This is a genomic window from Pseudomonas migulae NBRC 103157 (assembly GCF_002091715.1).
Lineage (GTDB): Bacteria > Pseudomonadota > Gammaproteobacteria > Pseudomonadales > Pseudomonadaceae > Aquipseudomonas > Aquipseudomonas migulae_A.
This window is the reverse complement of sequence record NZ_BDAG01000027.1, coordinates 1-17,976: the sequence shown is the minus strand read 5'-3', so window position 1 is coordinate 17,976 and position 17,976 is coordinate 1. Positions and strand designations below refer to the sequence as shown.

The following is a 17,976-nucleotide window of genomic DNA, read 5'->3' as shown; positions in this document are numbered from 1 at the left end:
AAGCCCGCTCCCACATTTGACCGCATTCCTGATGGAAGAACTCGGTCGTATGTGGGAGCGGGCTTGCTCGCGATGGCGCCAGTATTGCCAGCACACCTTTCCCCGCAGCCAATAAAAAGCCCACCAAACGGTGGGCTTCGTGTTTACAGCAGCTCGATCAGAACAACTTCAGCTTCGGCGCTTCTTCTTTCAGCGGCTCGACTTTCGCCGTCTGCTCATTCCAGCCACCGCCCAGTGCCTTGTACAGATTCACGGCGCTGGTCAGTTGCGCCAGACGGTCGGTGATCAGTGCCTGCTGGGCACTGAATAGCTGACGCTGGGCATCGAGGAAGGTCAGGTTGCTGTCGACGCCAATGCGATAACGACGCTCGGCCAGGCGGTAGTAGTCCTGGTTGGCGGTGACGAAATCACGTTGGGCCTGCAATTGCTCAGTGTAGGTCTGGCGGGCGGCCAGGCCGTCGGCGACTTCCTGGAAGGCCGTTTGAATGGACTTCTCGTAGTTCGCCACGCCGATGTCTTTCTGGATTTTCGAGTAATCCAGGCTGGCGCGCAGGCTGCCGGCGTTGAAGATCGGCAGGTTGATTTGCGGCTGGAACAACCAGGTGCCCGAACCTCCCTTGAACAGACCGGACAGGTCCGGGCTCAAGGTACCGGCGTTGGCGGTCAGGCTGATGCTCGGGAAGAACGCAGCGCGCGCCGCGCCGATGTTGGCGTTGGCCGCTTTCAGGTTGTATTCGGCCTGAAGGATGTCCGGACGACGTTGCAGCAGGTCCGACGGCAGGCCGGGCGGTACGTCGCTCAGCAGGTCATCAGACAGCGGCTTGGCTTCTCGCAGATTGGCCGGGATGCCGGTGCCGAGCAGCAGCACCAGGCTGTTTTCATCCTGGGCGACCTGACGGGTGTAGCGGGCCAGTTGCGCACGGGCGTTTTCCACCGAGGTACGCGACTGCGCCAGGTCCAGGGCGGAAGCCACACCCACTTCGTTGCTGCGCGAGGTGAGCTTGTAGCTCTCCTCGAACGCGCCAAGGGTGTCTTGAGTCAGCTTGCGCAGTTCTTTGTCGGCCTGCCAGGTCAGGTAGGCATTCGCCACGCTGGCCACCAGGCTGATTTGCGTGCTGCGACGGCCTTCTTCAGTGGCGAAGTATTTCTGCAGCGCTTCTTCGCTGAGGCTGCGAACCCGACCGAACAGGTCGAGTTCATAAGCACTGATGCCAACGGTAGCGGAATAGGAACTGGTGATCCCCGCTTGGCCCGTCTGCGAAGCATCCGCCGGAACCCGCTGGCGGCTTCCGGTGCCGTTGGCCGAAATGGCCGGGTACAGGTCCGCACGCTGGATGCGGTACTGCGCCGCGAACGCGTCGATGTTCAGCGCCGCGACACGCAGGTCACGGTTGTTTTCCAGGGCGACCTGGATCAGCTGTTGCAATGCCGGGTCATGGAAAAACTGCTTCCAGCCCTGTTCGGCGGCGGCCTGTGCAGGCGCCTGGGTCGGCGAATACGCCGGACCTTGCGGGTACTGCGCTGCCACCGGTGCTTCAGGCTGCTGATAATCGGGTATCAGCGAGCAGCCGCTCAGCACGAAGGCCGCGACTGCGATGGAGAGTAGCGACTTGCTCATTAGCCAGCCTCTTTAGAAGGTTCGATAGCGTCGTCCTGATCGGCGGTTTTACGCTGACCCATGGCCGACACGGTGACAAAGAACAGCGGGACCCAGAAGATCGCCAGTACGGTGGCGGTGATCATACCGCCAATTACCACGGTACCGATGGCGTGTTGGCTGCCCGAGCCGGCGCCGCTGGAAATGGCCAGCGGCACCACGCCGAGAATGAACGCCAGGGAGGTCATGATGATTGGCCGCAAACGCATGCGGCAAGCCTCAATGGCAGCCTCCTGCAAGCTCTTGCCCTGTTCATGCAGATCCTTGGCGAACTCGACGATCAGAATGGCGTTTTTCGCCGCCAACCCGATGGTGGTCAACAGACCCACGAGGAAGTACACATCGTTGGACAGACCCCGCAGGCTGGTGGCCATCAGCGCACCGATAATCCCCAGCGGCACCACGAGCACGACCGCAATCGGAATCGACCAGCTTTCATACAGCGCCGCCAGACACAGGAACACCATCAGAATCGACAGCGCGAACAGCGCAGGCGCCTGGGAGCCCGCCAGTCGTTCTTCATACGACAGACCGGTCCAGGAAATGCCGACACCGGCCGGCAGTTTCTGGGCAAGCGCCTCGACTTCAGCCATGGCTTCACCGGTGGAATAACCCGGAGCAGGGGAACCGAGGATTTCCATCGCTTCTACGCCGTTGTAACGGGCCAGTTTTGGCGAACCGTAAATCCACTCACCCTTGGCAAATGCGGTGAAAGGAACCATGGTCCCGGCGCTGTTGCGCACGTACCACTTCTTCAGGTCTTCGGGGCTCATGCGCGCGCCGGGCTCGCCTTGCACGTAAACCTTCTTCACCCGACCACGGTCGATGAAGTCGTTCACATAGCTACTGCCCAGAGCAATCGACAGGGTATTGTTGATGTCGGCGATGGTAATGCCCAAGGCACTGGCCTTCTCGTCGTCAATTTCCAACTGATACTGCGGCTCGTCGTTCAGACCGTTCGGACGCACTTGCGACAGCACTTTGCTTTGCGCTGCCATGCCGAGGAACTGGTTACGGGCAGCCATCAGCTTTTCGTGACCAATACCGGCGCGGTCTTGCAAGAACACGTCGAAACCGGTGGCGTTACCCAGCTCCAGTACCGCTGGCGGCGCGAAAGCGAACACCATGGCGTCACGGAAGGTGAAGAAGTGCTGTTGGGCACGGGCCGCGACTTTGAACACATTGTTGTCGGCGTTACGTTCATGCCATGGCCGCATCATGATGAACGCCATGCCCGAACTCTGGCCACGGCCGGCGAAGTTGAAGCCGGTCACGGTAAACACCGAGTTCACCGCATCGCCTTCACCGCCATCCTTGCTTGGGCGCAGCAGGTATTCACGCATTTCGTCCACGACGACCTGGGTGCGCTGGGCCGTCGAACCGGCCGGGGTCTGCACTTGGGCAAACAGTACGCCCTGGTCTTCCTCGGGAAGGAAGGAGGAGGGAATGCGCATGAACAACCAGATCATGCCGACGACGATGATCACGTAGGCCAGCAGGTACGGTGCCTTGTTGCGCAGAATATTGCCGACACCACGCTCGTAGCTTTTCACGCTACGGTCAAAGTTGCGGTTGAACCAGCCGAAGAAGCCGCGTTTCGGAACGCCGTGCTCACCCTTGGGAATGGCTTTGAGCATGGTGGCGCAGAGTGCCGGGGTGAAGATCAGTGCCACCAGTACCGACAGGGCCATGGCCGAGACGATCGTGATGGAAAACTGCTTGTAGATCACACCGGTCGAGCCGCCGAAGAATGCCATTGGCAACAGTACCGCCGAGAGCACCAGGGCAATACCGACCAACGCACCCTGGATCTGCCCCATGGATTTCTTGGTGGCCTCCTTGGGTGACAGGCCTTCTTCGCTCATGACCCGTTCGACGTTTTCCACCACGACGATGGCGTCGTCCACCAACAGGCCGATGGCCAACACCATGCCGAACATGGTCAGGGTGTTGATGCTGAAACCGAACGCCGCGAGGATGCCGAAAGTACCCAGCAATACCACCGGCACCGTCATGGTGGTGATGACAGTGGCGCGGAAGTTTTGCAGGAACAGGAACATCACCAGGAACACCAGCACGATCGCTTCGACCAGGGTTTCAACCACACCCTTGATCGACTCGGTCACCACGGGCGTGGTGTCGTACGGGAACACCACTTCCATCCCTTGCGGGAAGAATGGCTTGAGGCTGTCGATGGTCTTGCGCAGGGCCTTTGCGGTGTCGAGGGCGTTGGCGCCGTTGGCCAGTTTCACCGCCAGACCGGAAGCCGGGGCGCCGTTGAACTGGGCGTTGATGCTGTAGTTTTCACCACCCAGACCGACATCGGCGACATCTTTGAGGCGAACCTGGGAGCCGTCCTTGTTGACTTTGAGCAGGATTTTGCTGAATTGCTCGGCGGTCTGCAGGCGGGTCTTGCCGATGATCGTCGCGTTCAACTGAGTGCCGGGCATGGCCGGCAGGCCGCCGAGCTGGCCGGACGATACTTGGACGTTTTGCGCGGCGATGGCGGTTTTGACGTCTATCGGGGTCAGGTTGAAGTTATTCAGCTTGGCCGGGTCGAGCCAGATACGCATGGCGTACTGGGAACCGAACACCTGGAAGTCGCCCACGCCGGCTGTCCGCGAGATCGGATCCTGCATGTTGGAAACGATGTAGTTGGACAGGTCGTCCTTGGTCATGCTGCCGTCACGCGAGACCACGCCGATCACCAGCAGGAAGTTCTTCACCGCCTTGGTGACGCGGATACCTTGCTGCTGTACTTCTTGCGGCAGCAGCGGGGTGGCCAGGTTCAGTTTGTTCTGGACCTGAACCTGCGCGGTATCGGAGTTGGTGCCTTGCTCGAAGGTCGCCGTAATCGTCATGGTGCCGTCAGAGTTACTTTCCGAGGACACATAACGCAGGTTGTCGATACCGTTGAGCTGCTGTTCGATCACCTGTACCACGGTGTCTTGCACGGTTTGCGCCGAAGCGCCCGGATAGGCCACGGAAATGGCGATCGCCGGAGGCGCAATGCTCGGGTACTGGTTGATCGGCAACTTGAGGATCGATAGAGCCCCGACCAGCATGATCACCAGGGCAATTACCCAGGCGAAAATCGGACGGTCGATAAAAAATTTCGACATGGTTTACTCCCCTTTGCCGCTGGAAGCCTTGCTAGCTGCCTGTGCGGGGGCCGGGTTCTGTGCGCCAACGTTAGTCGCCTCAGTGGCCTTGACTTCAATGCCAGGTTTGACGAATTGCAGTCCTTCGGTGATCAGGCGATCGCCAGCCTTCAGGCCGTCTTCGATCAACCATTGGCTACCGACAGTGCGGCTGGCCTTGAGCTGACGCAGCTCGACCTTGTTGTCCGCACCGACGACCAGCGCGGTCGGGGTGCCTTTGAGGTCGCGGGTCACGCCTTGTTGCGGTGCCAGGATCGCGGCGGCGTTGACGCCGGCCTGAAGCTGGGCGTGAACGAACATGCCGGGCAGCAGGGTGTGATCAGGGTTCGGGAATACCGCACGCAAGGTCACGGAGCCGGTCGTCTGGTCAACCGAGACTTCAGAGAACTCGAGCTTGCCGTCCAGCTTGTACTGGCTGCCGTCTTCTAGGGTCAGCTTGACCGCGGCCGAGTTGTCGCCGGCCTTTTGCAGGCGACCGCTTTCCAGTTCGCGGCGCAGTTCAAGCAGCTCTACGGAAGACTGGGTGACGTCGACGTAGATCGGGTCGAGTTGCTGGATCACCGCCATGGCATCGGCCTGGCCACTGGTGACCAGTGCACCTTCCGTCACGCTGGAACGGCCGATTCGGCCGGAGAGTGGCGCGTAGACTTTGGTGTAGCGAACATTGATCTGGGCGCTCTGCAGGGCGGCTTCCGATTGCAGGCGATTGGCCAGGGCTGTGTCGTATTCCTGACGGCTGACAGCCTGTTCGTTGACCAGTTGCTTGTAGCGATCGGAGATCGATTTGGTCTGCTGCAGATTGGCTTCGGCGCTTTTCAGCGTGGCTTCATAAACCGCCGGATCGATCTGATACAGCTGCTGGCCGGCCTTGACGTCGCCACCTTCCTTGAACAGACGCTTGAGAATGATGCCGTTGACCTGAGGGCGAACTTCGGCGATGCGGTAGGCGCTGGTGCGCCCCGGCAGTTCGGACGTCAGGGTGAAGGCTTGAGGTTGCAAGGTGACAACGCCGACCTGAGGCGGTGGAGGGGCCGGTGGCGCCTCTTCCTTTTTACATCCGCTGAGCAGCGATGCAAGGGCGACGGCAGTGACCAGAGCGGTAACAGCTGGCTTGAATTGCATGAAAATCCTCGGGTCAGGCGCGCAAATTGCGCACAAGAAATGTGTAAGGGTAAAAAATGTGCGCTGAGTAGATAAGTAGCTTGCTAAGGAATATACTTACGTTCATGGTTGTTTGTAAATACCTTGGCTGCGTACCCATACCGTTACAAAAGCCGTTTCAAAGGTTCGAATTGTAGGCCGGGGACGACGCCCGAGAGCGTTCGCCCCACTTTCATTCAGTGGATGTTCAGGCATCGCTGAAGCACCCCGATTGAGGTTGTATGCCATGGTCCGTCGTACCAAAGAGGAAGCTCAGGAAACCCGTAGCCAGATACTCGAAGCGGCAGAGAAAGCCTTTTACGAACGGGGCGTAGCGCGCACCACGCTGGCGGACATCGCGACCCTGGCTGGCGTGACACGCGGGGCCATTTACTGGCACTTCAGTAACAAGGCGGATCTGGTGCAGGCCATGCTTGATACGTTGCATGAGCCGCTGGACGAAATGGCCAAGGCGAGTGAAAGCGAAGATGAACTCGACCCACTGGGTTGCATGCGCAAGCTGCTGATTCATTTGTTTCATCAAGTTGCCCTGGACCCGAAAACCCGACGCATCAATGAGATTTTGTTTCATAAGTGCGAATTCACCGATGAAATGTGCGATCTGCGCCAGCAGCGCCGGGAAGTCAGCCTCGATTGCAATGTGCGAATCGCCCTGGCCCTTACCAATGCAGTGAATCGGGGGCAGTTGCCGGAAAACCTCGACACGCCCCGCGCGGCTATCAGCCTGCATGCTTACATCGATGGCATTTTGTATCAGTGGCTATTGGCGCCCGACAGTTTTCAACTGCATTTGGAAGCCGAGCGATGGGTCGATACAGGGTTGGAGATGCTGCGCCTGAGCCCCAGCCTGCGCAAATGAAACAAAATGCGTAATTGGATCCGTTTCTGTCAATAGATGCGGGCGAAGATCGACTCTTCGCCCGCGTTGTCATGATGGGGTGCTTTTATATACGCACGGGCTCCGGGATGACAGGTAGCGAGCTACGTATTTTGTAGGAAATTTGTGTCGCAGATGTGAAAAGGTGAGAGCGATCCCGAATCGTCGCGGCTTCAGCCCAGCGTGATTTCCACCTCGAAGCTGAAAGGTTCATCCTTTGCCATGCTGGTGATTTTGGTTGAACAATTGATGTCGGATGAGCCGATGGAGGTGACGGTGTTTTTTACCGTTGCCCTGTGAGTTGGCGAAATGACGCCGAAACCTTTGCTCATTATCATGCCGAGATCAAAACGGACCCCGACGTTCTGATCGATAAAGTCGACAAACTGATTGAACATGACTTTGTTTTTGGGCCAAGGATAACCGTAGGTGTAGGCGAAATCGCATTTGAATGCTGTCTTGGCATGAGAAGAAAGCTGGAATGACTGACGCTCTGATTTGGGCAAAGGCAGGCTCGTTTGTGCGATGTTAAAAGAGTGCGGCGTGTTGTTGAGGAGTTTTACGATCACACGAGTGTTTCTCGAACTTTCATCCTGATGTCGCCACGCTTCTATTCTCTGGTTTAGAGCGTGCTCTGACTCAACGCCTTCAAGAAAGTTGATGAGTTCTATCTTGGTGATCCCGATCAACTCATCCAGCGCTTGTTGATTCTCCTCACTGAATAGCAGTGGCGTCAGGTTGTAAAGGACACCAATGGATGTGTAATTGAAAAACGACAGCAGGTCTTCGTAGTGGGTGTTGGTTTCTTTGATGTTGTTCATATCGATTCCTTTCGATCAGGTCAGTGGGTTTACAGGCTGGGTGGACTGCGGCTCATCGGTTCAGGATGATGGCGAGCATGCAGTAGTTGTAGGGATAACAGTCACTCGTAGCTTCTAGAAAGGACTGGCTGAAAATCGGGACTTTCCCAATGGACTGCGCATGGTGTTCCCAGAAAAACTCAACTTTGGGTGAACGATGATTCAGGCGTTTTCGATGAGTGTATTGAAAAGCCGTATTGATATGCACGGCCTGACTGTAGTTGGTGTATATGGCCTGGGTGCTGAAAATGGTTTTTCTAATGCCGTACTCGATATTAATACTTTGGGGTAACTGTGGATTGCCCTTTATCGTTATAAGTTGAGTGCTGAGTGGCATTATTTTTGAAGGGAATGCTGGTGGAGTATCATCCAGGCTGACGTCATCCCGCCAGTATATTGAGTCTGTGAAGTTGCTGAGTATCAGTGTGAAAGTAAGTTTGTTTTCCGGTTGTGCTTGCATGTTGGATTACTTGAGCGTTGTGTGGAGTGCTGAAAGTAACCTCGCTCCAAGTTGTGGTGCAATGAAGATGTTGTTTCATGAGTTGAGCGTTTGCCAAATAAAAAGCCCCGGGTATTTCTACCCGGGGCTTTTTTGTTCAGGTGCAGTTACATCACTGGATAGTCGATATAACCCACCGGGCCTTTAGCGTAAAACAATTCCGGGCGCGCTTCGTTCAAGGGTGCATCGGCCTTCAAGCGTGCCGGCAGGTCCGGGTTGGCAATGAACGGCACGCCGAAGGCGACCGCATCAGCCTTGCCGCTGGCCAGCCAGGCGTTGGCGCTGTCCTTGGTGAAGCGTTCGTTAACGATGTACGGGCCGCCGAAGGCTTCTTTGAGTTGCGGACCGAGGCTGTCGCCCGCTTCTTTCTCGCGGGAGCAGATGAAAGCGATGCCACGTTTGCCCAACTCGCGAGCGACGTAGGTGAAGGTCTCGGCCAGGTTGTCGTCGCCCATGTCATGGGAGTCGGCGCGCGGTGCCAGGTGCACACCGACGCGGCCGGCGCCCCAGACTTCGATCGCCGCATCAGTCACTTCCAGCAACAGGCGCGCACGGTTTTCCAGGGAGCCGCCGTAGTTGTCGGTGCGCTGGTTGGTGCTGCTTTGCAGGAACTGGTCGAGCAGGTAACCGTTGGCGCCGTGGATTTCCACGCCGTCAAAACCGGCTGCCTTGGCGTTTTCTGCGCCGGTGCGATAGGCGTCGACGATGTCGGCGATTTCAGCGGTTTCCAGAGCACGCGGCGTTGGATAGTCGGCCAGTGGGCGAACCAGGCTGACGTGACCTTTTGGCTGGATGGCGCTCGGTGCGACCGGTGCTTCACCGTTCAGGTACGACTCGTGGGACACCCGGCCAACGTGCCACAGCTGCAGGAAAATCTTGCCGCCCGCACCGTGAATCGCTTTGGTGACGTTGGCCCAGCCACGCACCTGATCGTTGGACCAGATACCCGGAGTATCCGGGTAGCCGACGCCCATCGGCGTGACCGAGGTGGCCTCGCTGAGAATCAGGCCCGCCGAGGCACGTTGTACGTAGTATTCGGCCATCAGGGCGTTCGGCACACGGCCTTCGTCGGCACGGCAGCGGGTCAGCGGTGCCATGATGATGCGGTTGGCGAGCTCGATGTCGCCCAGTTTGATCGGATCGAAAATAGTCGTCATGAAATGCACCCTCGTGAGGTATCAGTGAGTCAGTTGGTAGCAGGGGCCAGTTCGGGATTACCGTTCTGACGGAAAGTAATCAGGGTCACCAGCAGGGCGAGTACCGCCAGTGCGGCGGCCGCCAGTGGCACGCTGGTCAGGCCATAGCCGTGGGCGATGACGCTGCCGCCGACCCAGGCGCCGAGTGCGTTGCCGACGTTGAACGCGCCGATGTTCAGGGTCGACACCAGGTTCGGTGCAGCCTTGCCGTAGGTCACCACATTCACTTGCAGGGCAGGCACGGCGGCGAAGCACGCGGTGGCCCAGAGGAACAAGGTGATTTCGGTCGGGATCAGTGCAACGCTGGTCCAGGTCAGAACGGTGGAGACCACCGCCATGCTGATGAACACGCCGATCAGCGTCGCCGCCAGGCCTTTGTCGGCCAGTTTGCCGCCGATGATGTTGCCGACGGTCAGGCCCAGGCCGATGAGCATCAGGGTCCAGGTCACGCCGCGTGGCGAGACGCCGGTCACTTCGCCCAACAGCGGCGCGACATAGGTGAACAGGGTGAAGACCGATGCCGCGAACAATGCCGTCATGCTCAACGACAGCCAGATGCCGGCGCCTTTGAGGGCACGCAGTTCGGCGCGCATGTCGAGTTTCTCTTCGTCGCGCTTGGCTGGCAGGAAGCGGATCAGGCCGATCAGGGCGATCACACCGATCACGGTCACGGCCCAGAAGGTCGAACGCCAGCCGGCTTGTTGACCGAGTGCGGTGCCCAGCGGTACGCCGAGGACGTTGGCCAGGGTCAGCCCGGTAAACATCAGGGCCACGGCCGAAGCGCGTTTGTTCGCCGGGACCAGGCCTGCCGCGACCACCGAGCCGATGCCGAAGAAGGCGCCGTGGCACAGGGCAGTCACCACCCGGGCAAACATCAGTACGTTGTAGTCACTGGCCACTGCACACAGCAGATTGCCGATGATGAAGATGCCCATCAACGCCACCAGTGCGGCCTTGCGAGGCAGCTTCGCGGTGGCCAGGGCCATGAACGGCGCACCGATGGCCACGCCGAGCGCGTAACCGGTCACCAGCCAGCCGGCACCGGGGATCGACACGCCGAGGTCAGCCGCCACATCGGGCAACAGACCCATGATGACGAACTCGGTGGTGCCGATGGCGAAGGCGCTCAAGGCCAGAATGAGAAGCGAGAGGGGCATTGTTCAGTTCCTTGTCGGAGCGCTGAGCTCCTTGACGATGGCGTCGAGGAACGCCTGGATCACGTCCTCGTTGCGTTTGAAGAAGTGCCATTGACCGGCTTTCTGGCTGCTGATGAGACCCGCACGTTGCAAGGTCGCCAAATGTGCGGACACGGTCGACTGCGACAGGCCGCAGCGTTGATCGATCTGCCCGGCGCAAATGCCGTACTCGTGGTTGTGGATCTGTTCCGGGAATTGGGTTTTTGGATCTTTCAGCCAGATGAGGATGTCTCGCCGTACTGGGTGTGCCAGGGCTTTTATTATTTCGTCGAGGTCGAGATTCATGGCTTGGTGCTCGTGATGAGTAAAACGCTATATCGCGATGAGGCGAACTTTAAATCGGTATTTCGCGATATACCAATATGATTTTGGTCTGACGACCGAATAAATCGGTATATCGGGTTATAACGATACGAGGTGTGTAAGGACCCGCATGGGCGGTGCTAAGCTGGCGCCCATGAACTATCTCGCACATCTTCACCTCGGTGGCCAGCGCCCCGGCCAATTGCTCGGCAGTCTGTATGGCGATTTCGTCAAGGGACGGCTGCAAGGGCAGTTCGACCCGGAGATCGAAACGGCCATCCAGCTGCATCGCAGCATCGACGTGTTTACCGACCGCCATCCGTTGGTGGATGTGTCGCTGTCGCGGTTTTCCCTGACTCGCCGGCGTTACGCAGGGATCGTGCTGGATGTATTTTTCGACCATTGCCTGGCGCGTGACTGGACGTTGTACGCGGATCTGCCGTTGGAACAGTTCACCTCGGATGTGTACCGGGTGCTGTCCGCCGAGCGGCAGTTACCGGAGCGGCTGGCAAGGATTGCGCCGCACATGGTGGCGAATGACTGGCTGGGTTCTTACCGGGAGTTCGACGTGCTGGAGCAGGTTTTGCGGGGGATTTCGCGACGGCTGACCAAGCCTGAAGAGTTGGCGGCGGCGATGCAGGAGTTGCGGGTGTTGTATGAACCGTTGAGTGAGGACTTTCGGTTGTTCTATCCGCAGCTCCAAGACTTCGCCCAAAACTACCCGACAACATAATTCCTTGTAGGAGCCGGCTTGCTGGCGATTGCGGCATAACATTCAACAGAGATGTTGACTGATACACCGCAATCGCCAGCAAGCCGGCTCCTACAGGGGTATGTGTTCAGGCAGCAATAGCCGGGCGCATCGGAACCTGCTGTTTCTCCGGAATCGCCCCAAACAACGCCTTCTGCACCGCCTGCTGTGCTTCAAACGCCAGTGCCGCACGCTCGCGACCTTCGCAAGCAATCGGCTTGAGCAGATGAATCTCCACCTCACCCCGATCATTGGCAAACAAGCGCATCAGGTGCGAGAGCAAGTCATCATCGCCAATGAACGGCGCCAGCGAATCCACTTCACCCTCACGCAGATAACGAATCGCCACCGGTTGCAGTTTCACTTGCGAATCAATCGCCGCTGACAGCAAGCGACCATGAAAGGTGCGCAGGGAACGGCCATCGGTGGTGGTGCCCTCTGGAAACATCAGCAACGCATGCTCCTGTTCCAGATGACGGGTCATCTGTTTGCGGATCAACTGGCTGTCGCCCGAACCCCGACGGATGAACAGGCTGCCGGCCTTGGCTGCCAACCAGCCCGCCACCGGCCAGGTGCGCACTTCGGCTTTTGACAGAAACGACAGCGGCGTCAGCATGCCCAGCAGCGGGATGTCGGTCCAGGACACATGGTTGCTGACCCAGAGCATCGATTCTTTTGGCAATTCACCGTGTACGGTCACGCGAAAGGGCAGGGCATTGGCCAGCCGCGCCATGAAGAAACGCGACCAGCGCTGACGGCGGACCATCGAATGGGCGATGCCCAAACGTTCGAACAGCCCGAAGACGCTGGCCATGCTCAAGCCCAGCGCAACCACTACCAATACTCGCGCAATTCGCGCGTACACCCGCAAGCGGCTCATTACACAGCCGCCTTGAAGTGCTTGGCGTAACGCGGGCAGAGTTCGTCGCGCTTGAGCAGGATGAACACGTCGGCCACCTGGAAATCTTCGTCCCAGCACGGCTCGCCGCAGATCTTCGCTCCGAGGCGCATGTAGGCCTTGAGCAGCGGCGGCATTTCGGCGATGACGTTGGACGGAATATCTAGAACAGGCAGTGGTTTTTTCGGCTCGGCGCGCAGGTGCTCGGTGCACAGATAACGTTCGCGCAGACGTTGCATGATCGCGTGGGCCTGAATGCCGCCGTCCTGCATCGGGATGCTCGCGCAGCCCATCAAATAGCTGTAGCCGCCCTGGTTCAGGACTTCGGCCAGTTCACCCCAGAGCACGGCGATGGTGCCGCCGTTGCGGTAGGCCGGGTCGACGCAGGTGCGACCGATTTCAAGGATCGGGCCTTTGAGGTGGACCAGGCCGTGGAGACTGAATTCTTCTTCGCTGTAAAACCTGCCCAGGCTGCTGGCGGCTGTGTGGTCGAGCAAGCGGGTGGTCGCCACCAGACGCCCGGTGTTCAAGTCGCGTACGCCGATGTGAGCACAGTGAACATCATAATCATCCATGTCCAGACCCAGCTCCGCGCCCTTCAGCTTGGCGTTGAATTCGCCGCTGAACACGTTGAAGCGCAAGGCCTGGGCTTCCTGCAAAGCCTCGGCGCCCACCAGGCGTTCGGCTTGCAGGCGGCGTTCATTGCCGGTGTCGCTGATGCGGGCGATCTGAGTCATGGCGAATCTCCGTGCGGGCTGCTCACCCGTCTTTGGGTTACAGCGGATCGACTTTCTTTATCCAGCCTTGTTGTGCAAAGTCAGGCTATGTAGCCCCGGTGTCATCGCCATTAAGCTTTGGTGATGCTTATATGACAGCCCACGAGGAGCCTCTTATGCCTTGGCAAAACCTGTTGAAACGTCGCGATCGCTTGCCCGCCAACCCGGACCTGGCAGAGGGTTTCGCGACCTTGTTGCAGCAAGTGGGCACGGTCACGCCGTTTGAATTGGCGGTGGTGGGTGGACGCCTGATGGCGACACCGGGGCTGGCCTTTCTGGTGGGCTATCAGGCGGCGTTGCGCATGCTCTGGCCGAGTGCGCCGCCGAGCCTTGGCGCGTTGTGCGCGACCGAACAGCGCAGTCTGCGGGTGGCGGACATGCAGACACGTCTGACCGACCTGCGCCTGAGCGGGCGCAAGGATTTCGTCACCGCCGGCGATGCCGCGGACTGGCTGTTGATCGCCGCCCGCAGTGAGGGACCCGGCGACGATCCGCGCCTGAGCCTGGCCGTGGTCTATCCCGGCGAACCGGGTGTACGGGTGGAAAAACTTCCGGCGATCCCGCTCATGCCGGACATCAGCCACGGTCGGCTGTTTCTCGACAATGCCTTGTGTGAGTTGCTGGCGGGGGATGGCTGGGACGCGTACGTCAAACCGTTCAGGACGCTGGAAGATGTCTATGTGCTGAGCGCCATGACGGCGTGGCTGTATGGGGTCGGTCAGGACGGTGACTGGCCGCAGGGCTTGTCATTGCGTTTGCTGGCGCTGTTGGCCGGGTGCGCGGAAGTCAGCCGGCAGGCGCCGAACAATTTGGCCGGGCATGTGCTGCTGGGCGGGTTGTTTGCACAGTTTGACGGGTTGAAGGTCGAGGTGAATCAGGCATTGGCCGATGGCCCGCCGGAGTGGGCGGCGATGTGGCAGCGGGATCAGTCGGTGATGGATCTGGCGGCGGGGGCCAGGGCGAAGCGGTTGGCCAAGGCACTTGCCGGATCTTCGCTGAGTTGACTGGCCTCATCGCGGGCAAGCCCGCTCCCACCTTTTGAAATGAATTCCCCTGTGGGAGCGGGCTTGCCCGCGATGGCGGCTTCAATAGCAACACAACTTCCAAAACTGTCATCAACCTCGACTAGGCTCAGCAGGTTCAACTCTCCGGGCCCCCACCATGTTCAAAGGCTTTTCCCTGCTGTTCATGCTGCTGCTCAGCCTCACTGCCCACGCCGAAAACTGGCCCGCCGAGCAATGGTCCACCGGCCCGACCCTCAGCGGCCCGGCCATTCAAGCTTTGGAAACCTACGCCTTCCCACCCCGCGACGAGAGCACCCGAAAAGGTATCCGCACCGATGCCTTGCTGGTGATCCGCGACGGTCAGTTGATTTACGAACGCTACGCCGGCCCGACCACTGCCGACACGCCGCACCTGACCTGGTCAATCAGCAAAAGCCTCATGGCCGCGGTCCTTGGCGTGGCCTATGGCGAAGGACTGTTCAAGCTTCAGGACCCGGCGCTGAAATTCTATCCACCGCTGCTAACACACCCCGCGATCACTATGGCCGATCTGCTGCATTGGGCTTCCGGCCTGGACTGGCAGGAAGACTACGAATACGCCCCGTTGAAGTCCTCGGTGGTGGCGATGCTTTACACCCGAGGTCATCACGACATGGCCGCATTCACCAGCGATCACGCCGAATATGCGCAGCCCGGTCAGGCCTTTCGGTATTCCAGCGGCGACAGCAATCTGCTGGCCGCCGCGCTGAAAAACATCGTCGGCCCGGCACGGTATCCCGATTTTCCATGGACAGCGCTGTTCGAGCCTTTGGGCATTCGCCACGCGGTTTGGGAAACCGACGCCACGGGCACCTTCGTCGCCTCGTCATATGCCTATCTCACCGCGCGGGATCTGGCGCGAGTCGGCTTGTTGATGGCCCGCGACGGTCGTTGGGGCGACCGTCAATTGCTGCCCAAGGATTGGGTCGCCTTCAACCGCCAACCTTTCGACCGCTATCGGGCAAATCAGGACGAGGCGGTACCGGGCGGTCATTGGTGGCTCAACCGCGCGGCGGATAGCGCCGCACAACCCTGGCCCGATGCACCCGCCGACACCTTCGCCGCACTCGGGCATTGGGGCCAGGCGATGTACGTGATTCCCAGTGAACATCTGGTGATCGTGCGCTACGGTGATGACCGCGACGGCAGCTATCGACACAACGAACTGCTCAAACGCGCGCGCATGGCCTTCACCGGGAAGGTGCAGCCATGAATCGCCGCTCTTTTGTCCGCCGCCGACCGTTCAGCACGCTGTGGTTGATCCTGTTGATCGCCTTGCTCGGCTGGATCTGGCAAGAGCGCGTGGCGCTGTGGGCGTTTCCGGACATCATCAGCGCCTACACCGCCAAGGAATATTGCTCGTGCCGGTATGTGATGAACAATGACGCCGTGTATTGCCGTGGTTATGTGAAGCAGTGGCTGCCTTTCAGCGCCTTTACCGATGATCCCGTCAGCAAACAGGTGATGGTCAGCGGCATCGGCCGCAGCAACAGCGCCATGTGGATCGGTGAACGCCAAGGTTGCCGCCTGACTCCCTGAACGGGCGGTGGTCCCGATACTGCCATCGCCCGCAAGCCGGCTCCTGCAGGTTTGGCGTGAAGCTTCAATCTTGATCACACCGAAAATCCGTAGGAGCCGGCTTGCAGGCGATGGCGATCTCGGCAGCGCCATCGCCGGCAAGCCGTGCTCCTACAGGGGCAGTGTTTGATCTTCAAGGTTTGCAATGCGCTCGCGGGCGGTTAAGGTTCGTGCACGTTTATTTTCAGCACGAGTCTTTATGTTCAAGCGGTTCCTTATCAAAACCCTGGCCTTTGTGCTGCTGGCCGGCGCCACATTATCGGCTCAGGCCAATTGGTACCTGGACGGCGAGTCTTCGCGGCTGTCGTTCGTCAGCACCAAAAACGCCAACATTTCCGAAGTGCAGCGCTTTCTGGTGCTGCACGGCAAGGTCAGTCCCAAAGGCCTGGCCGAGGTGGAAGTCGAGCTGGATTCGGTGAACAGCGGCATCCCCTTGCGTGACGAACGCATGCGCAAGGAATTGTTCGAGATCCAGACCTTCCCTGAAGCCCTGATCACCGCGCAGATTGATTTGCGTCCGATCAACGACCTCGCGTCCGGCGCGCAACTCGAATTGCGCCTGCCGGTGACCGTCAACCTCCATGGCAAACAACACGACTACAACGCCGAGCTGTTGGCGACCCGTCTCGATGACCGGCGCTTTCAGGTGGTGACGCTCGAACCGCTGGTGATCAATGCCGCGGATTTCGACCTGGCGCCAGGGCTGGACAGTTTGCGCAAGCTTGCCGGTTTGTCGGCGATCAGTCTGTCGGTGCCGGTGGGTGCGGTACTGATTTTCACGGCGCGCTGACATGGCCGGCGCGATTTTTCCCTGGCGTGAAGGCAACAGCTTCGAGCTGCTGATCGACGGTCCGCAGTTTTTCCCGCGCATGTTGGTCGCGATTGCCCGTGCCGAAGAGCAGGTCGAACTGGAACTGTATCTGGTGGAGGCGGGCGCCTGCGCCGAAGCCATGGTTCAGGCATTGGTCCAGGCCGCCGAGCGCGGCGTGCGGGTGCGCTGCCTGTTCGATGATTACGGCAGCCTCGCGTTTACCCTGACCTTGCGTCAGCGGCTGATGGCGGCGGGCGTGGAGCTGCGTTTCTACAATCGCCTGAGCTGGCGACGCTGGGTCGGCAATTTCTATCGCGATCATCGCAAGCTGTTGCTGGTCGACCAGAGCATGGCGGTGGTCGGTGGCACCGGTGTCACCGATGAGTTCTGGACGCCGGGTCAAGACACCAGCGAATGGCACGAAGTGATGGTGGAGATCACCGGCCCCCTGGTCATCGACTGGCAGTTGCTGTTCGACCGCCAGTGGATCGCCAACCGTCATCGGCGGGCCTGGAAACCGGCCTCGCATTTCGGCCTGCCGCGATTGCCGCGTGTGCCACCGATGGGCGAGGGCATGGGCCGCGTGGCGTATGCCGACGCCCGTCAGCACCGCGACATCCTGCAATCGCTGGTTCGTGCACTGAACAGCGGACAAAAGCGAATCTGGTTGGCCACGCCGTACTTTCTGCCGACCTGGAAAGTTCGCCGCTCATTGCGACGGGCTGCTGGCCGAGGCGTCGATGTGCGACTGTTGTTGACCGGGCCGCGCACCGATCACCCGTCGGTGCGCTACGCGGGGCACCGCTACTACCCGCGATTGCTCAAGACCGGGGTGAAGATCTTCGAATACCAACCGTGTTTCCTGCACCTGAAAATGGTCCTGGTCGATGACTGGGTGAGCATTGGTTCGTGCAACTTCGATCACTGGAATTTGCGTTTCAATCTGGAAGCCAACCTCGAAGCACTGGACCCCGGGTTGACGCGGGCGGTGGTGGCGAGTTTCGAGCAGGACTTTGCGTTGAGCCAGGAGGTGAGCCTGGAGGCATGGCAACGCCGGCCGCTGTGGCGACGGGTCAAGCAAAGGGTTTGGGGATGGGTGGATCGGCTGGTGGTGAATCTGCTGGATCGACGCGGATAGTCATCGCCGGCAAGCCAACTCCCACAGTGAATCGAAGTTGGATCGTGATTTTTTGTCGACACATCCCTTGC

Annotated in this window: 17 protein-coding genes; 7 read left to right on the top strand and 10 right to left on the bottom strand. The window is 59.5% G+C overall.

The features are described from left to right. Positions 1–157: 157 nt before the first annotated feature. The 3 genes from emhC to emhA are packed head-to-tail and all read right to left on the bottom strand — an operon-like array spanning position 158 to position 5,940. Positions 158–1,618 carry an efflux RND transporter outer membrane subunit EmhC gene (emhC, locus tag PMI01S_RS19600; protein ID WP_084321739.1) on the bottom strand — a complete coding sequence of 487 codons (1,461 nt, stop codon included), beginning with the start codon at positions 1,616–1,618 and terminating at the stop codon, positions 158–160. Then, positions 1,618–4,779, bottom strand: coding sequence for an efflux RND transporter permease subunit EmhB (gene emhB, locus PMI01S_RS19595; protein ID WP_084321738.1), 3,162 nt, complete (start codon positions 4,777–4,779; stop codon positions 1,618–1,620). Before emhB ends, emhC begins: the two co-directional genes overlap by 1 nt. 3 nt (positions 4,780–4,782) lie before the next feature. Continuing rightward, the gene (gene emhA / locus PMI01S_RS19590) at positions 4,783–5,940 is read right to left on the bottom strand and encodes an efflux RND transporter periplasmic adaptor subunit EmhA (RefSeq protein WP_084321737.1); all 1,158 of its coding nucleotides are present in this window, start codon (positions 5,938–5,940) and stop codon (positions 4,783–4,785) included. Between the two features lie 265 nt (positions 5,941–6,205). Between emhA and emhR the strand changes: the two genes are divergently transcribed. Next, positions 6,206–6,838 (top strand): efflux system transcriptional repressor EmhR, encoded by a 633-nt coding sequence (gene emhR / locus PMI01S_RS19585; RefSeq protein WP_084321736.1) that lies wholly within the window; start codon positions 6,206–6,208, stop codon positions 6,836–6,838. Between the two features lie 191 nt (positions 6,839–7,029). Here emhR and PMI01S_RS19580 read toward each other — a convergent pair whose 3' ends face one another. The 5 genes from PMI01S_RS19580 to PMI01S_RS19560 form a co-directional block, all read right to left on the bottom strand. Next, entirely contained in the window at positions 7,030–7,677 is a 648-nt protein-coding gene (locus tag PMI01S_RS19580) for a hypothetical protein (protein WP_084321735.1), read from the bottom strand. Between the two features lie 52 nt (positions 7,678–7,729). Beyond that, positions 7,730–8,176 (bottom strand): hypothetical protein, encoded by a 447-nt coding sequence (locus PMI01S_RS19575; protein ID WP_084321734.1) that lies wholly within the window; start codon positions 8,174–8,176, stop codon positions 7,730–7,732. 146 nt (positions 8,177–8,322) lie between these two features. Then, entirely contained in the window at positions 8,323–9,372 is a 1,050-nt protein-coding gene (locus PMI01S_RS19570) for an alkene reductase (protein WP_084321733.1), read from the bottom strand. A gap of 29 nt (positions 9,373–9,401) precedes the next feature. Continuing rightward, positions 9,402–10,568 carry an MFS transporter gene (locus PMI01S_RS19565; RefSeq protein WP_084321732.1) on the bottom strand — a complete coding sequence of 389 codons (1,167 nt, stop codon included), beginning with the start codon at positions 10,566–10,568 and terminating at the stop codon, positions 9,402–9,404. 3 nt (positions 10,569–10,571) lie between these two features. Beyond that, positions 10,572–10,892 (bottom strand): ArsR/SmtB family transcription factor, encoded by a 321-nt coding sequence (locus tag PMI01S_RS19560; protein ID WP_084321731.1) that lies wholly within the window; start codon positions 10,890–10,892, stop codon positions 10,572–10,574. A gap of 172 nt (positions 10,893–11,064) precedes the next feature. Between PMI01S_RS19560 and PMI01S_RS19555 the strand changes: the two genes are divergently transcribed. Then, on the top strand, positions 11,065–11,643 hold the full coding sequence (locus PMI01S_RS19555; RefSeq protein ID WP_084321801.1) for an acyl carrier protein phosphodiesterase: 579 nt from the start codon (positions 11,065–11,067) through the stop codon (positions 11,641–11,643). 106 nt (positions 11,644–11,749) lie between these two features. On the opposite strand, the gene PMI01S_RS19550 is transcribed toward PMI01S_RS19555, so the two are convergent. Together PMI01S_RS19550 and olsB are read right to left on the bottom strand one after the other, a co-directional pair. Next, complete coding sequence (locus PMI01S_RS19550) at positions 11,750–12,541, bottom strand: lysophospholipid acyltransferase family protein (protein ID WP_084321730.1); 792 nt, start codon at positions 12,539–12,541, stop codon at positions 11,750–11,752. Continuing rightward, positions 12,541–13,296: an L-ornithine N(alpha)-acyltransferase gene (gene olsB, locus PMI01S_RS19545; protein WP_084321729.1), complete on the bottom strand. Its 756-nt coding sequence runs from the start codon at positions 13,294–13,296 to the stop codon at positions 12,541–12,543. Before olsB ends, PMI01S_RS19550 begins: the two co-directional genes overlap by 1 nt. A 155-nt stretch (positions 13,297–13,451) precedes the next feature. Between olsB and PMI01S_RS19540 the strand changes: the two genes are divergently transcribed. The 5 genes from PMI01S_RS19540 (at position 13,452) to PMI01S_RS19520 (ending at position 17,905) form a co-directional block, all read left to right on the top strand. Continuing rightward, complete coding sequence (locus PMI01S_RS19540; RefSeq protein WP_084321728.1) at positions 13,452–14,339, top strand: acyl-CoA dehydrogenase middle domain-containing protein; 888 nt, start codon at positions 13,452–13,454, stop codon at positions 14,337–14,339. 157 nt (positions 14,340–14,496) lie between these two features. Further along, positions 14,497–15,591 (top strand): serine hydrolase domain-containing protein, encoded by a 1,095-nt coding sequence (locus PMI01S_RS19535; RefSeq protein ID WP_084321727.1) that lies wholly within the window; start codon positions 14,497–14,499, stop codon positions 15,589–15,591. Then, positions 15,588–15,917: an amidase gene (locus PMI01S_RS19530; protein ID WP_084321726.1), complete on the top strand. Its 330-nt coding sequence runs from the start codon at positions 15,588–15,590 to the stop codon at positions 15,915–15,917. The genes PMI01S_RS19535 and PMI01S_RS19530 overlap by 4 nt, the downstream gene beginning before the upstream one ends. 238 nt (positions 15,918–16,155) lie before the next feature. Further along, positions 16,156–16,746 carry a YceI family protein gene (locus PMI01S_RS19525; RefSeq protein ID WP_084321725.1) on the top strand — a complete coding sequence of 197 codons (591 nt, stop codon included), beginning with the start codon at positions 16,156–16,158 and terminating at the stop codon, positions 16,744–16,746. A 1-nt stretch (position 16,747) separates the two neighbouring features. After that, positions 16,748–17,905: a phospholipase D-like domain-containing protein gene (locus PMI01S_RS19520; RefSeq protein ID WP_084321724.1), complete on the top strand. Its 1,158-nt coding sequence runs from the start codon at positions 16,748–16,750 to the stop codon at positions 17,903–17,905. Positions 17,906–17,976: the final 71 nt, after the last annotated feature.

Excerpts from the sequence above, each read along its gene's own strand:
- emhC (WP_084321739.1), bottom strand. The coding sequence starts at position 1,618 with ATGAGCAAGTCGCTACTCTCCATCGCAGTCGCGGCCTTCGTGCTGAGC.
- emhB (WP_084321738.1), bottom strand. The coding sequence starts at position 4,779 with ATGTCGAAATTTTTTATCGACCGTCCGATTTTCGCCTGGGTAATTGCC.
- emhA (WP_084321737.1), bottom strand. The coding sequence starts at position 5,940 with ATGCAATTCAAGCCAGCTGTTACCGCTCTGGTCACTGCCGTCGCCCTT.
- emhR (WP_084321736.1), top strand. The coding sequence starts at position 6,206 with ATGGTCCGTCGTACCAAAGAGGAAGCTCAGGAAACCCGTAGCCAGATA.
- PMI01S_RS19580 (WP_084321735.1), bottom strand. The coding sequence starts at position 7,677 with ATGAACAACATCAAAGAAACCAACACCCACTACGAAGACCTGCTGTCG.
- PMI01S_RS19575 (WP_084321734.1), bottom strand. The coding sequence starts at position 8,176 with ATGCAAGCACAACCGGAAAACAAACTTACTTTCACACTGATACTCAGC.
- PMI01S_RS19570 (WP_084321733.1), bottom strand. The coding sequence starts at position 9,372 with ATGACGACTATTTTCGATCCGATCAAACTGGGCGACATCGAGCTCGCC.
- PMI01S_RS19565 (WP_084321732.1), bottom strand. The coding sequence starts at position 10,568 with ATGCCCCTCTCGCTTCTCATTCTGGCCTTGAGCGCCTTCGCCATCGGC.
- PMI01S_RS19560 (WP_084321731.1), bottom strand. The coding sequence starts at position 10,892 with ATGAATCTCGACCTCGACGAAATAATAAAAGCCCTGGCACACCCAGTA.
- PMI01S_RS19555 (WP_084321801.1), top strand. The coding sequence starts at position 11,065 with ATGAACTATCTCGCACATCTTCACCTCGGTGGCCAGCGCCCCGGCCAA.
- PMI01S_RS19550 (WP_084321730.1), bottom strand. The coding sequence starts at position 12,541 with ATGAGCCGCTTGCGGGTGTACGCGCGAATTGCGCGAGTATTGGTAGTG.
- olsB (WP_084321729.1), bottom strand. The coding sequence starts at position 13,296 with ATGACTCAGATCGCCCGCATCAGCGACACCGGCAATGAACGCCGCCTG.
- PMI01S_RS19540 (WP_084321728.1), top strand. The coding sequence starts at position 13,452 with ATGCCTTGGCAAAACCTGTTGAAACGTCGCGATCGCTTGCCCGCCAAC.
- PMI01S_RS19535 (WP_084321727.1), top strand. The coding sequence starts at position 14,497 with ATGTTCAAAGGCTTTTCCCTGCTGTTCATGCTGCTGCTCAGCCTCACT.
- PMI01S_RS19530 (WP_084321726.1), top strand. The coding sequence starts at position 15,588 with ATGAATCGCCGCTCTTTTGTCCGCCGCCGACCGTTCAGCACGCTGTGG.
- PMI01S_RS19525 (WP_084321725.1), top strand. The coding sequence starts at position 16,156 with ATGTTCAAGCGGTTCCTTATCAAAACCCTGGCCTTTGTGCTGCTGGCC.
- PMI01S_RS19520 (WP_084321724.1), top strand. The coding sequence starts at position 16,748 with ATGGCCGGCGCGATTTTTCCCTGGCGTGAAGGCAACAGCTTCGAGCTG.